A 12,253-nucleotide genomic window follows, 5' to 3' on the forward strand; every position below is an offset into this window, starting at 1 on the left:
CAGGATCAAACTCTCCAATAAAGTTTGTCTAGCATCATAAATAAAAATTGACGTTTCACGTTGTTTGTTTCGTTTAGTTTTCAAAGTTCAATATCGCGTTTTAGCGACTCTTATAATATAACATTTTTCATCCATCTCGTCAACTTCTTTTTTATTTCGTCGTTGACGACGCTTATTAATTTACCATATTAATAAGCATTAGGTCAATACTTTTTTTACTTTTTTACATACCAAAATAAATTATCCTGGCATGATATACAATTTAATAATAACTAAAGCAAAGATACCCGGTATTCCTAACAAGCTAGAAACAGAAGCTGTACCAACATTAATTGGGAGATGGAAATCGAAATACGTCCCGATTATATTCACAATAAATAATAAAGTGACCCCGATGATCACTCTCGCAACTACTTTGCCAATAAAACGTATCGGTTTCAATGAAGCACCAAAAATCAACAAAATAAAGACTAAAGTAAGAATGCTTACAATAACGAGTGTAGAATTCATTTTCTCCCTCCTCAAATACAATTCATACACTTTATTTGTATGGGACAAGAGATAAAAAAAGAACTTTCAATTTTGGAAAACACCTCTACCAAAAAAGCACCTCCGTTACGAAAGTATGATTAATAGCTAGAAACAAAAAAGAAGATAACCATATAGTAAACGGCTATCTTCTTTTTATTTTCCCAAGAACTTTTCTATTGTTCTCATGATACTCTACAACTCTTTTACCATTGTTCCATTTTTACAGGACGACGTTTTGCTTCTTTTAATAAGAAAAAATATTTTGCCTCTGCTATTTTTAAAGAACAAATTACATCTTGGGACGGTTCGACACTTTGTTCTACCATCCGTTTTTGACGTAACCATTCATTCTTCACTTTTTCTAACAGTACAATTAATTTATCATCATATTCTTTACGCAATTTCCCCTTTTTTTGAAAAAACATTTCTGGTTCTCCTTTTATACTTCTCTACGACCTTCAAGAGCCTTAGATAAAGTCACTTCATCTGCATACTCTAAATCTCCACCTACCGGGAGGCCATGAGCAATACGTGTTACTTTTATACCAGTTGGTTTTAAAAGACGAGAAATATACATTGCTGTAGCTTCTCCTTCAATATTTGGGTTTGTCGCTAAAATAACTTCTTGTACTGTTTCATCCTGTAATCTCTTTAAAAGTTGCGGAATATTAATGTCCTCAGGTCCAATTCCTTCCATCGGAGAAATCGCACCACGCAACACATGATACACCCCTTGATATTCTTTCATTTTTTCCATTGCGATGACATCCTTTGGTTCCTGCACAACACAAACAACCGATTGATCACGATGAGAGTCATCGCAAATATAACAAGGATCACGGTCCGTAATGTGACCACAAACAGAACAATATGTTAAATTTCTCTTTGCATTCACAAGTGATTTCGCAAAATCTAATACATCATCTTCCTTCATGTCTAGCACGAAGAATGCCAAACGAACGGCTGTCTTTGGTCCAATTCCTGGCAGTTTCATAAAGCTATCAATAAGCTTTGATATCGGCTCTGGATAATGCATATGTCAATATCCTCCTACTAGAACAATCCACCTGGTAAGTTCAACCCTTTTGTAAATTGGCCCATTGTAGCATTAGAAAGTTCTTCCGCTTTTTTTAGTGCATCATTTGTTGCAGCTAATACAAGGTCTTGTAACATTTCAATATCTTCTGGATCTACAACTTCTTCTTTCATTTTCACATCAAGGATTTGCTTATGGCCATTTGCAATAACTGTTACCATACCGCCACCAGCTGTACCTTCAACTTGTTTTTCACCAAGTTCCTCTTGTGCTTTCGCCATTTGTTTTTGCATTTTTTGCATTTGTTTCATCATATTATTCATATTTCCCATTCCGCCACGCATCATAATAAATTCCTCCTAAACATTCTTATTCTTTTATTTCAATTAGTTGTTGCCCTACTAATTTTACAGCCTCTTCTATGAGAGGATCCACCCTTTGTTCCTTTGATTCCTCTGAGTTTCCGCCTTCACGTTGTAAAAATTCTTCACGGATTTTTCCCCAATGATCTTTCGGAATTGCAATCATATTTAATCTTTTACCGACCAATTCAAATAGAATCTGTTCTACGGTATCCATCGCTTCACGGTTCTCACTTGCCATTTTACAATGAATCTCGTACTGGAAGGCTAAGACATATGAATCCTCAGAAGCTGCAACTGGTTCACTATTTTCTAATAACACGGCAAATGCTACTTTGTTGTAAGATTTCAATCTCCCTAGTAACTCGCCCCATATAGACTTTAGTTGTTCTAAATCTTGGCGTTTCGCTTGCTTTAACACTTCATGTACACGGCCAACAGGAATTTTCATATTTCCTGTTCGCACTGGTTTTGGTGCTGTACGAGTTTCTCTTACTTCCTGCTGGACACCAGCAGGAACACCATTCTTTTTCACATCTGCTAGCTCTTTTTCCAGCTGTTGCATTCTGTTTATAATTGCTTGTAGGCGGTCAGTTCCATTTGCTTGCACCATAAATTGCTGACAAAGTTGAACCATAACCACCTCTAGGAAAATTCGTGGATGATTTGTCCATTTCATTTCCTGTTGCCCCTTGCTAAGCGTATGAATGATTTCATAAATCACTTCAGGCCGCATAGCCTCACTTAACATACGAAACTGATCGTCTACAATGACCCGTTCTAGCATATGTTCTAATTGTGGTGAAGTTTGATATAAGAGCATATCCCGATAGTAATAAATAAAGTCTTCCATAAAACGAACAGGATCTTTTCCTTTACTCATCATATCATCAATAATACGTAACGCTCTCGATACATCATTATCACGTATACACTCTACAAGATTACCTAAATATTGTTGTGAAACAGAACCCGTTACAGCTAAAACATCCTCAGTCGTAACTATTTCATCACTATAAGAAATAGCTTGGTCAATTATACTAAGTGCGTCGCGCATTCCACCTTCAGCAGCACGCGCAACAATTTGCAACGCTTCATTTTCTACCTTTGTACCTTCGTTTGTTACAACAGTTTCTAATCTCTCTACGATATCATGAACTGATATTTTTCGAAATTCGAAACGTTGACACCTTGAAATAATTGTCGGTGGAATTTTATGAGGTTCTGTTGTTGCTAAAATAAAGATAACATGTTGTGGGGGTTCTTCTAATGTTTTCAAAAGTGCATTAAAAGCTCCCATAGAAAGCATGTGAACTTCATCGATAATGTATACTTTATATTTCACTGCACTTGGGGCATATTTTACCTTATCTCTAATATCTCGAATTTCATCTACACCGTTATTTGAAGCCGCATCAATTTCTAATACATCCGAAATAGATCCTTGTGTAATGCCTAAGCATGCAGGACATTCATTACAAGGTTCAGCTACTGGGGCATGCTCACAGTTAATTGCCTTAGCAAATACTTTTGCAATTGTTGTTTTACCTGTTCCCCTAGGACCAGAAAACAAATAAGCATGCGAAGCTTTTTCTTGAAGAAGGGCATTTTGCAACGTTTTTGTTACGTGCTTTTGACCGACTACATCTGCAAACTTTTGCGGTCTCCATGTTCGGTATAACGCTTGGTATGACACGAAAATACGGCCTCCCTCAAAGGTTATTATCTTGTATATTATAACCCATTCTGTTTATAGATTCCAAAAGTTATTTTTTATACAAAAAACCCACCTTTTATAAAAAGATGGGTTCCATATACATATGTAACTGCCGTGCACCTTCTGTCGATTACGTACCATAAGCGTTACTCAAGCAGTTAGCTCAGTTCAGGCACTCCTACGGCACACGAGAGAACCCGCTTATTGCTGCTTCCTTCCGGACCTGACAAGGTTCACGGGGTCTCGTTGCGTAGGACCCAAACGTCAACACCACTTACTTAAGGCAGGCCTTACAGTAACATAACCTCGAGAAGGGATTCGGCCTCGCTAGAGCGGATTGCGAGTACAGGGCACCGCTACCTCCCCGCTTAGCACGGCAAAGTTAAAACCAATATTCGGTTGCCTTAAACAAGGCACTATCAGTATAACTTGTTTTTTTGTAAAATGCAAATGTGTTAACAACTTGTTTTATTATCAATTTTTTTCTGTTCTTTTCTTTTCCTACGAAGTTCTCTAAAGAAGCTTGTTAATAGCGCTCCGCACTCTTCCTTCATTACACCTGAGACAACTTCACATTGATGATTAAAACGTTCATCTGTTAAAAGATTCATTAAAGTACCAGCACATCCACCTTTTGGATCACTTGCACCATATACTACACGCTTCACACGTGATAAAACAATTCCACCTGCACACATCGGACATGGCTCCAAGGTTACATATAATGTTGCATGTTCTAAACGCCATGTTCCCAAAGCTTTACAAGCCTTATCTATAGCCAACAACTCCGCATGAGCAATCGATCTTTGTTCTGTCTCCCTTAAGTTATGAGCGCTACTAATTACTTTGCCATCTAACACAAGTACAGCTCCAATTGGAACTTCCTCTATCTTCTCCGCTTTCTTCGCTTCTTCTATTGCCAGCTTCATAAAATACATATCTTGTTCCATAACACAGTCCTCTCTAATCACTATTACAATATAGTTTCATCCAATTCCCATATACATACTGGATAACTTTTAAGCATTCAATCCATTCTAAAGAAAAAAAGAAGGATGATTACAAATGAAAAATACAGCTCTACTCATTATCGATATGATTAATGATTTCAACTTCTCCGAAGGACCTATTCTAGCTAAAAAGTGCGAGATGCTAGCAACATCTATCCTACATTTAAAACAGAACTTGAAAGCATTAGGTTACCCTATTATTTATATAAATGATCATTATCAATTGTGGAGATCAGATATTAACCAACTAATTTCTCATTGTACAAATCCATACAGCAAGAACATTATACAAATGATTTCCCCTGAACCAGATGATTATGTTTTTATTAAACCACATTACTCTGCATTTTATGAAACACCATTAAACTCTTTATTAGGTTACTTAAAAATTGAAAGCCTCATTATCACAGGGGTAGCTGGAAATATATGCATCCTTTTCACGGCTAATGATGCTCATATGAGAAATTATAACCTCTACATACCAGAGGACTGCATCGCTTCTAATTCTGATCAAGATAATATACATGCCTTAAAAATCATGAAAACAACATTAAAGGCAAATATTATGCCTTCGTCTCAATTCAAATTAACTAAACCGCCATTGACTTTCTAACTTTTTATAACAAATTAGTCCTTTTGCTCTCCTCTTATGCTACAATAATCCTGTTTTGTGTTTTTATATGGCAGGAAATTATAGACTGAAAGGAGGAAACAGCGTGACCGAAGTACCATTTATTACGGTTGAAGGACCAATTGGTGTTGGAAAAACTTCACTAGCGAAGGAAATTTCAACTCACATGCAACTCCACTTACTCAAAGAAATTGTTGATGAAAATCCCTTCTTAGGAAAATTTTATGAAGATATTGAAGAATGGAGTTTTCAAACAGAAATGTTCTTTCTATGTAACAGATACAAACAATTGGAAGACATTAATAAAAAATACTTAAATCAACATAAGCCAGTAGTAGCAGATTATCATATATTTAAAAATTTAATCTTTGCATCTCGTACATTAAAGGACGTTCAATATGAAAAGTACTTGCGAATTTATCGTATTCTTACACAGGATATGCCCGTGCCAAATGTCATCGTATACTTAACTGCAAGTCTTGAAACACTGCAAAAAAGAATTGCCATGCGCGGAAGAGAATTCGAAAAAAATATAGATCCAAATTACTTATTACAGCTTACTCAAGATTATGAAATAGCAATGGAAGCTTTTCAAAAGGATCATCCAGATATTCCTGTATTGAAATTTAATGGAGATAACATAGATTTCATAAAAAATGCTGATGACTTACATGTAATTTTATCCACTCTCCAAAATACACTCTCAAAGGGGACGAAATAGCAATGAATTTCAGGCAAAAATACGATATACCCAATGATGCAGTAATTACTATCGCTGGAACTGTCGGTGTAGGAAAATCAACAATGACCACAGCACTTGCTAATGCTTTAAGCTATCGAACATCATTTGAAAAGGTAGATTCAAATCCTTACTTAGACAAATTTTATGATGATTTTACACGTTGGAGTTTTCATTTACAAGTTTATTTCTTAGCAGAGCGATTTAAAGAACAAAAAAAAATTTTTGAATATGGCGGAGGCTTTATCCAAGATCGTTCTATTTATGAAGACACTGGCATTTTCGCGAAGATGCACTATGAAAAAGGGACAATGACAGAAACAGATTATGAAACATATAAAAGCCTGTTTGATGCAATGGTAATGACACCTTATTTTCCGCATCCAGACCTATTAATTTATTTAGAAGGTTCTTTTGATGATATTGTTGATCGTATTCAAAAAAGGGGACGCCCGATGGAGCAACAAACGCCAATTGAATATTGGAAGGAAATGCATGAGCGTTATGAAAATTGGATTAATAACTTTAACTCCTGCCCTGTCCTACGTTTAAATATTAATGAATACGATGTTCTACAAGATGAAAATTCCATTGAACCAATTATTAAGAAAATCGGACATTTCTTAAACCAAACACATAGACTTGTAAAATAAAAAAACCCGTGCAAATGCACGGGTTTTCCTATTAACTTATTTTTTCCTTTTTGTCGGAGCAATAATTTCACTCTCTGTCTTCCCAGCGTTAATACGCTGACGAACCGTACTTGTACTAATATCGTATGCTTCTGCAATCTCTTTAACAGTCATTTCTTTCCCATTAATCATTGCCGTTAATACCTTACCAGTACGCTTTGGAGTTGCTGCCTTTTTGGTCGCTTTCTTTGGTGCTTCTTTTTTTACATTACAAGTACAACCACAAAGCTTACGGAATGTTTCATCACTTATAATGCAAGATACATTCGCACCACTATTTAAAATTCTATCGTTCTTACAAACCGGACATTGTACATAATATAAAGTTTTTCCATCTAAAGGAAATGTTTGTATAATAAGATCCATGTTGACTCCTTTCATATCTATGAAGATAATCATCGGAATATGAGTGTTTCATAAGGCAATATTAACCTTACATCATACTTTCTGATTGGTTTTAAAATAAAAACTCGTTACGTGTTGGTAACGAGTTCTCCAATCTCCACTTATATGCGCTGTTGTCAATTATATCTGGAGGAGGTAGAGGGATTCGAACCCCCGCGCGACTCTCGCCGCCTGTCGGTTTTCAAGACCGATCCCTTCAGCCAGACTTGGGTATACCTCCATATTGACATCAAATATAATAACAAAAGAAAAACAGTTAGTCAACCCTAGTATTATAAATTATGAGGAAAGGAAAATATAATCTATATTTTCCTTTCCTTTCATGTTATTACTGACAACAACTGAAATTACCAATCACTCATACCGATGAAAGTATTCATTTATTTAATAACTGTTTTTCCTCCCATATAAGGACGAAGAACTTCTGGAATTATAATTGTACCATCTTCTTGCTGATAATTTTCTAAAATCGCTGCAACTGTACGGCCAATCGCAAGACCTGAACCATTCAATGTATGAACTGGTTCTGGTTTCGCATTAGGTTCACGACGGAAACGAATATTTGCACGTCTTGCCTGGAATGCTTCGAAATTACTGCAAGAAGAGATCTCACGGTACGTATCATAGCTTGGCAGCCATACTTCGATATCATATTTCTTTGCTGCTGTAAATCCTAAATCTCCTGTACACATGCTCATAACACGATATGGCAACTCTAATAATTGTAACACGCGTTCCGCATCATTTGTTAATTTTTCTAATTCCTCATAAGACTCTTCTGGTTTAACAAACTTTACAAGCTCTACTTTATTAAATTGATGTTGACGAATTAAACCGCGTGTATCACGTCCAGCTGAACCTGCCTCAGAACGGAAACAAGAGCTAAATGCAGCATAACGAATTGGCAATTGCTCGGCACTTAAGATTTCATCACGGTGCATATTTGTTACTGGAACTTCAGCTGTAGGGATTAAGAAGTAATCTTCACTTTCGATAAGGAATGCATCTTCTTCAAACTTCGGAAGTTGACCTGTTCCTGTCATACTTGCACGGTTTACCATGTATGGAGGTAAAACCTCTTCATACCCATGCTCTTCTGTGTGAAGGTCAAGCATGAAGCTAATTAAAGCACGTTCTAATCTAGCTCCTGCACCCTTATAAAATACGAAACGACTTCCTGTTACTTTACCTGCGCGTTCAAAATCTACAATACCTAAATCAGTCGCAAGATCCCAATGTGGTTTTGGCTCAAAGTTAAATTCTTTTACTTCTCCCCAAGTACGCACTACCACGTTATCATCTTCTGTTTCACCAACAGGTGTAGATTCATGTGGAATATTTGGAATAGAAAGCATTAATCTTTCTAAATCCTCTTCTACTTCGCGTAGCTCATTATCAAGACCCTTTATTTTTTCTCCTACTTCACGCATCTCTAAAATTAATGCTTCTGCATCTTTCTTTTCACGCTTTAACATAGAAATTTGTTGAGATACTTCATTACGTTTACTTTTTAGTTCCTCTGTTTGAACAAGCAACTCTCTTCTTTTTGTATCTAATTCTTCAAAACGCTCAAAATCAGCTAAGTCTTCGCCTCTATGCTGCAACTTTTCTTTTACTTCTTCAAAATTGGCACGTAAAAATTTAATATCAAGCACCTGTAAACTCCTCCTTTTATTTTATAAAATACAAAAACTCCCGTCCCTATAAAAGGGACGGGAGTTAACCCGCGTTGCCACCCTAGTTGAAAACAACTCTGTTTTCCTCTCAAGTAGAAATAACGGCTCTTCACCGGAAATGCTTACTAATCATAAAGATATTCCACATTTCACTCCAGGATGGATTCACAAATCGTTTCTATCGGTTTCCACCAACCACCGACTCTCTGTCAAGAAACACTATTTGTTACTATTTCCTATCAACACGCTAATTTTATAAAATTGTTACCATCAATTTACTATAATCTTACACAAGTTGCAAGTTACTTATACAACTTTCTTCATTTTTGCTTCTTCTACCATCTCTACAAAATACGCTGTAACACGATGATCATCTGTTAACTCTGGATGGAAAGAAGCAGCCAAAAATGGCCCTTGTTTCACTGCAACCATTCGACCATTGTGCATAGAAAGAACTTCTACATCATCAGCTATATCAACGACATACGGCGCTCGAATAAATACACCTGTAAAATCTTCTCCTACACCTTTAATCGAAAGTGTAGCTTCGAAGCTATCCTTTTGACGACCAAATGCATTGCGTTCTACTGTAATATCCATTGCACCAATATGCGCTTCTTCATAACCAATCAGTTTATTTGCAAGTAAAATCATACCTGCACATGTACCAAACATCGGCTTTCTAGAACGCGCAAATTCACGAAGTGGTTCCATAAAATGATACTTATCAATGAGACGACGCATTGTTGTACTTTCACCGCCTGGTAAAATAAGCCCATCAATTTCTTGAAGTTGTTCTACTTGTTTTACAACTACAGCTTCTGCACCGCTTGCTTCAATTGCTTTTACATGCTCTCGAACTGCTCCTTGAAGACCTAACACACCGATTTTTACCATTTTTAAATCTCCTTTAATTACCAACCGCGTTCTTGCATACGTTGTTCTGGTAATAGTGTTGAAATTTCAACGCCCTTCATTGCATCACCTAATCCTTTAGAAAGATTTGCAATTAACTCATAATCTTCATAATGTGTGGTTGCTTCAACAATTGCACGTGCAAACTTTTCAGGGTTTTCTGATTTAAAAATACCAGAACCTACGAACACACCATCTGCACCAAGCTGCATCATTAATGCCGCATCTGCTGGCGTTGCTACACCTCCTGCTGCAAAGTTTACAACTGGAAGACGCCCAAGACGTTTAATTTCAAGTAAAACTTCATAAGGAGCACCAGTATTTTTAGCATATGTCATAAGTTCGTCTTCACGAAGATTCGCAACTTGACGGATTTCTGCATTGACTTGACGCATATGACGAACTGCTTCTACGATATTTCCCGTTCCAGGTTCACCTTTTGTTCGAAGCATAGAAGCCCCCTCTGCAATACGACGCGCAGCTTCTCCAATATCACGACATCCACATACAAATGGAACAGTGTAATCACGTTTATTTAAATGGTATACTTCATCAGCTGGAGTTAACACTTCACTCTCATCAATATAGTCTACCCCTAATGATTCTAATACACGAGCTTCCACCAGATGACCAATCCGGCATTTTGCCATAACTGGAATTGATACAGCCCCCATAACTTCTTCTACAATTGTTGGATCTGCCATACGTGCAACGCCACCTGCAGCACGAATATCTGCAGGAACACGCTCTAACGCCATAACGGCAACTGCGCCTGCTTCTTCTGCAATCTTTGCTTGTTCAGCGTTAACTACATCCATAATAACGCCGCCTTTTTGCATTTCTGCCATTCCACGTTTGACACGTTCTGTTCCTGTTACATTTGTCATGTACAAAAACCTCCCTAGATGAATTGCTTCCCCCGTTAAAGGCGAAAATTTAGAATACTCTTACATTCTATCACTAACTATTAGAGACTTGTCCACTACTTTTTCATAAAATGTGTATGAAAAATCAAAAATAAAAAAAGCTCCTACTATGAGGAGCTTTTAAAACCAACCTTTTACTGTATCAACAGCACTATTCCATATGTCGCTAAAGAAGGATCCTATACCACGCATAGAGCGTACAAACCAGTTTGCTTGTTCTACTTCTGATTTTGTTACTAAATCAACATGCAATGATTTCCCAGATAAGAATCCTGGATCACTCGCATCCTTAGGTGATACAACCATTTGTCCTAATGTTGTTCCTTTTTTAATAGGTGCTTCTTTTTCTTTTCCTACCTCTTTAAACTCTGTTTTGTAAACATCTTTACTTCCTTTTGGCATTGGAAGTGTAATCGCTTGTTTTGTCTCAACTGCAACATCTTTATCTTTTGCATTTTCAACTCGTACCGTTTCATGTCCCTTTACTGATGATCCTTTTGGATATACTTTTTTTACATCAAAATTGGTAAATCCGTAATCAAAAAGTTTCTTTGTTTCATCAAAGCGCGCTGTATGAGAATTTGTTTTAATAACAACAGAAATTAAACGCATTCCATTTCTTTCAGCAGTACCTGTAAAGCAATCACCAGCTTCTGGAGTAGAACCTGTTTTTAAACCATCTACACCTTCATATTGTTTAATTAAGCCTTTTAACATCCAGTTCCAGTTATCCATCTTAACAGGATATTTTCCACCTTCTTGGAATACCTTCTTCGGAATTTTCGCCGTATCTAACACCTTTGGAAAATCTTGAATTAAATGCTGTGCTAAAATGGCAACATCTCGTGCCGACATTTTATTTTCCTCATCCGGTGTTGTTCCTTCAGGATGTTGTCCTTTTAAATCTTTGTTTGTTAAACCTGTAGAGTTTACAAATTTATAATTTTTCAATCCAAACTCTTTTGCTTGATCATTCATCATTTTTACGAAGTCTGCTTCTTTACCTGCAACCGCCTCAGCTAAAGCAATTGTTGCGCCGTTTGCGGAGTAAATTGCCATTGCTTCATACAATTCTTTCACTGTGTAAGAACCACCATTTTCTAGCGGAACATTTGATAATGAGCGGTCTTGTGAAATTTTATGTGCATATTCAGAAACTTTTATTTTTTGATCCCATTTAAGTTTCCCTGTATCCACCGCTTTATGAACTAAATATTCACTCATCATTTTCGTCATACTTGCAATTGCTAACAATTCATCTGCATTTTTTTGATATAAAATTTTCCCAGAATCTGCTTCTACTAAAATTGCTGCGCCTGCTTCAATATTTAAAGCAGAACTTGTTTCTGCTGATACACTGCTATATGTAACGAACGCGCTAAAAAATAATGTCAGCACTGTTACCATTGCAATGAATCTTTTGCAAAACATACCTTTCACTTCAGTTACCCCCAATATCTCATTGTACTCACATAACCGTTATTCTAACATAATCAAAAAAAAATAGACAGAGGTATCAAACGAGGCCACTGAAAAACTTACGTTTTTCGGTTTATAAACCGGATACAAAACAAGAAAGACGACTTTTCATTCAATTTTGAATGAAAAGTCGT

General features: G+C 36.6%; 14 protein-coding genes, 1 tRNA gene, 1 other RNA gene and 1 other annotated feature. Of the genes, 3 read left to right on the forward strand and 13 right to left on the reverse strand.

All coding sequences use genetic code 11. The annotated features are described in order from the left end of the window. Window positions 1-240: 240 nt before the first annotated feature. The 7 genes from MR056_RS21125 to tadA all read right to left on the reverse strand — a co-directional run bounded on the left by MR056_RS21125 (window position 241) and on the right by tadA (window position 4,596). The gene (locus tag MR056_RS21125; protein WP_041809339.1) at window positions 241-510 is read right to left on the reverse strand and encodes a pro-sigmaK processing inhibitor BofA family protein; all 270 of its coding nucleotides are present in this window, start codon (window positions 508-510) and stop codon (window positions 241-243) included. A gap of 224 nt (window positions 511-734) precedes the next feature. After that, a complete protein-coding gene (locus MR056_RS21130; RefSeq protein ID WP_000466019.1) occupies window positions 735-956 on the reverse strand; it encodes a YaaL family protein in 222 nt (73 codons plus the stop codon). 14 nt (window positions 957-970) lie between these two features. Continuing rightward, window positions 971-1,567 (reverse strand): recombination protein RecR, encoded by a 597-nt coding sequence (gene recR, locus MR056_RS21135; protein ID WP_011983166.1) that lies wholly within the window; start codon window positions 1,565-1,567, stop codon window positions 971-973. 17 nt (window positions 1,568-1,584) lie between these two features. After that, window positions 1,585-1,911: a YbaB/EbfC family nucleoid-associated protein gene (locus tag MR056_RS21140; protein ID WP_164468636.1), complete on the reverse strand. Its 327-nt coding sequence runs from the start codon at window positions 1,909-1,911 to the stop codon at window positions 1,585-1,587. A gap of 25 nt (window positions 1,912-1,936) precedes the next feature. Continuing rightward, entirely contained in the window at window positions 1,937-3,625 is a 1,689-nt protein-coding gene (gene dnaX, locus MR056_RS21145; RefSeq protein WP_011983164.1) for a DNA polymerase III subunit gamma/tau, read from the reverse strand. Window positions 3,626-3,758: 133 nt separating this feature from the next. After that, window positions 3,759-4,023, reverse strand: an RNA gene (ffs, locus tag MR056_RS21150) — signal recognition particle sRNA large type. Between the two features lie 78 nt (window positions 4,024-4,101). Next, window positions 4,102-4,596: a tRNA adenosine(34) deaminase TadA gene (gene tadA, locus MR056_RS21155; RefSeq protein WP_087097503.1), complete on the reverse strand. Its 495-nt coding sequence runs from the start codon at window positions 4,594-4,596 to the stop codon at window positions 4,102-4,104. Between the two features lie 115 nt (window positions 4,597-4,711). Between tadA and MR056_RS21160 the strand changes: the two genes are divergently transcribed. The 3 genes from MR056_RS21160 to MR056_RS21170 all read left to right on the forward strand — a co-directional run bounded on the left by MR056_RS21160 (window position 4,712) and on the right by MR056_RS21170 (window position 6,679). Further along, complete coding sequence (locus MR056_RS21160) at window positions 4,712-5,269, forward strand: cysteine hydrolase family protein (RefSeq protein WP_087097501.1); 558 nt, start codon at window positions 4,712-4,714, stop codon at window positions 5,267-5,269. Between the two features lie 103 nt (window positions 5,270-5,372). Beyond that, the gene (locus MR056_RS21165) at window positions 5,373-6,008 is read left to right on the forward strand and encodes a deoxynucleoside kinase (RefSeq protein ID WP_011983161.1); all 636 of its coding nucleotides are present in this window, start codon (window positions 5,373-5,375) and stop codon (window positions 6,006-6,008) included. Window positions 6,009-6,010: 2 nt separating this feature from the next. Continuing rightward, complete coding sequence (locus MR056_RS21170; RefSeq protein ID WP_011983160.1) at window positions 6,011-6,679, forward strand: deoxynucleoside kinase; 669 nt, start codon at window positions 6,011-6,013, stop codon at window positions 6,677-6,679. A gap of 36 nt (window positions 6,680-6,715) precedes the next feature. On the opposite strand, the gene MR056_RS21175 is transcribed toward MR056_RS21170, so the two are convergent. The 6 genes from MR056_RS21175 to MR056_RS21200 form a co-directional block, all read right to left on the reverse strand. Next, window positions 6,716-7,084, reverse strand: a complete 369-nt coding sequence (locus MR056_RS21175) for a sigma factor-like helix-turn-helix DNA-binding protein (RefSeq protein ID WP_041809337.1) — start codon at window positions 7,082-7,084, stop codon at window positions 6,716-6,718. A gap of 166 nt (window positions 7,085-7,250) precedes the next feature. Next, window positions 7,251-7,343, reverse strand: a tRNA-Ser gene (locus MR056_RS21180). Window positions 7,344-7,503: 160 nt separating this feature from the next. Continuing rightward, entirely contained in the window at window positions 7,504-8,778 is a 1,275-nt protein-coding gene (gene serS / locus MR056_RS21185; protein WP_087094316.1) for a serine--tRNA ligase, read from the reverse strand. 50 nt (window positions 8,779-8,828) lie between these two features. Further along, window positions 8,829-9,051: a binding site (T-box leader), on the reverse strand. Between the two features lie 54 nt (window positions 9,052-9,105). Further along, window positions 9,106-9,696, reverse strand: a complete 591-nt coding sequence (pdxT, locus tag MR056_RS21190; RefSeq protein ID WP_087094315.1) for a pyridoxal 5'-phosphate synthase glutaminase subunit PdxT — start codon at window positions 9,694-9,696, stop codon at window positions 9,106-9,108. 17 nt (window positions 9,697-9,713) lie between these two features. Then, window positions 9,714-10,601 (reverse strand): pyridoxal 5'-phosphate synthase lyase subunit PdxS, encoded by an 888-nt coding sequence (gene pdxS / locus MR056_RS21195; RefSeq protein WP_048723320.1) that lies wholly within the window; start codon window positions 10,599-10,601, stop codon window positions 9,714-9,716. Window positions 10,602-10,760: 159 nt separating this feature from the next. Further along, window positions 10,761-12,080 (reverse strand): serine hydrolase, encoded by a 1,320-nt coding sequence (locus MR056_RS21200; RefSeq protein ID WP_087094314.1) that lies wholly within the window; start codon window positions 12,078-12,080, stop codon window positions 10,761-10,763. Between the last annotated feature and the right edge of the window lie 173 nt (window positions 12,081-12,253).

This window comes from Bacillus cereus group sp. BfR-BA-01360 (assembly GCF_022663595.1).
GTDB classification, from domain to species: Bacteria; Bacillota; Bacilli; order Bacillales; family Bacillaceae_G; genus Bacillus_A; species Bacillus_A cytotoxicus.

What these genes read in the sequence shown, in the direction of transcription:
- MR056_RS21125 (WP_041809339.1), bottom strand. Translation starts at nt 510, where the DNA reads ATGAATTCTACACTCGTTATTGTAAGCATTCTTACTTTAGTCTTTATT.
- MR056_RS21130 (WP_000466019.1), bottom strand. Translation starts at nt 956, where the DNA reads ATGTTTTTTCAAAAAAAGGGGAAATTGCGTAAAGAATATGATGATAAA.
- recR (WP_011983166.1), bottom strand. Translation starts at nt 1,567, where the DNA reads ATGCATTATCCAGAGCCGATATCAAAGCTTATTGATAGCTTTATGAAA.
- MR056_RS21140 (WP_164468636.1), bottom strand. Translation starts at nt 1,911, where the DNA reads ATGCGTGGCGGAATGGGAAATATGAATAATATGATGAAACAAATGCAA.
- tadA (WP_087097503.1), bottom strand. Translation starts at nt 4,596, where the DNA reads ATGGAACAAGATATGTATTTTATGAAGCTGGCAATAGAAGAAGCGAAG.
- MR056_RS21160 (WP_087097501.1), top strand. Translation starts at nt 4,712, where the DNA reads ATGAAAAATACAGCTCTACTCATTATCGATATGATTAATGATTTCAAC.
- MR056_RS21170 (WP_011983160.1), top strand. Translation starts at nt 6,011, where the DNA reads ATGAATTTCAGGCAAAAATACGATATACCCAATGATGCAGTAATTACT.
- MR056_RS21175 (WP_041809337.1), bottom strand. Translation starts at nt 7,084, where the DNA reads ATGGATCTTATTATACAAACATTTCCTTTAGATGGAAAAACTTTATAT.
- pdxT (WP_087094315.1), bottom strand. Translation starts at nt 9,696, where the DNA reads ATGGTAAAAATCGGTGTGTTAGGTCTTCAAGGAGCAGTTCGAGAGCAT.
- pdxS (WP_048723320.1), bottom strand. Translation starts at nt 10,601, where the DNA reads ATGACAAATGTAACAGGAACAGAACGTGTCAAACGTGGAATGGCAGAA.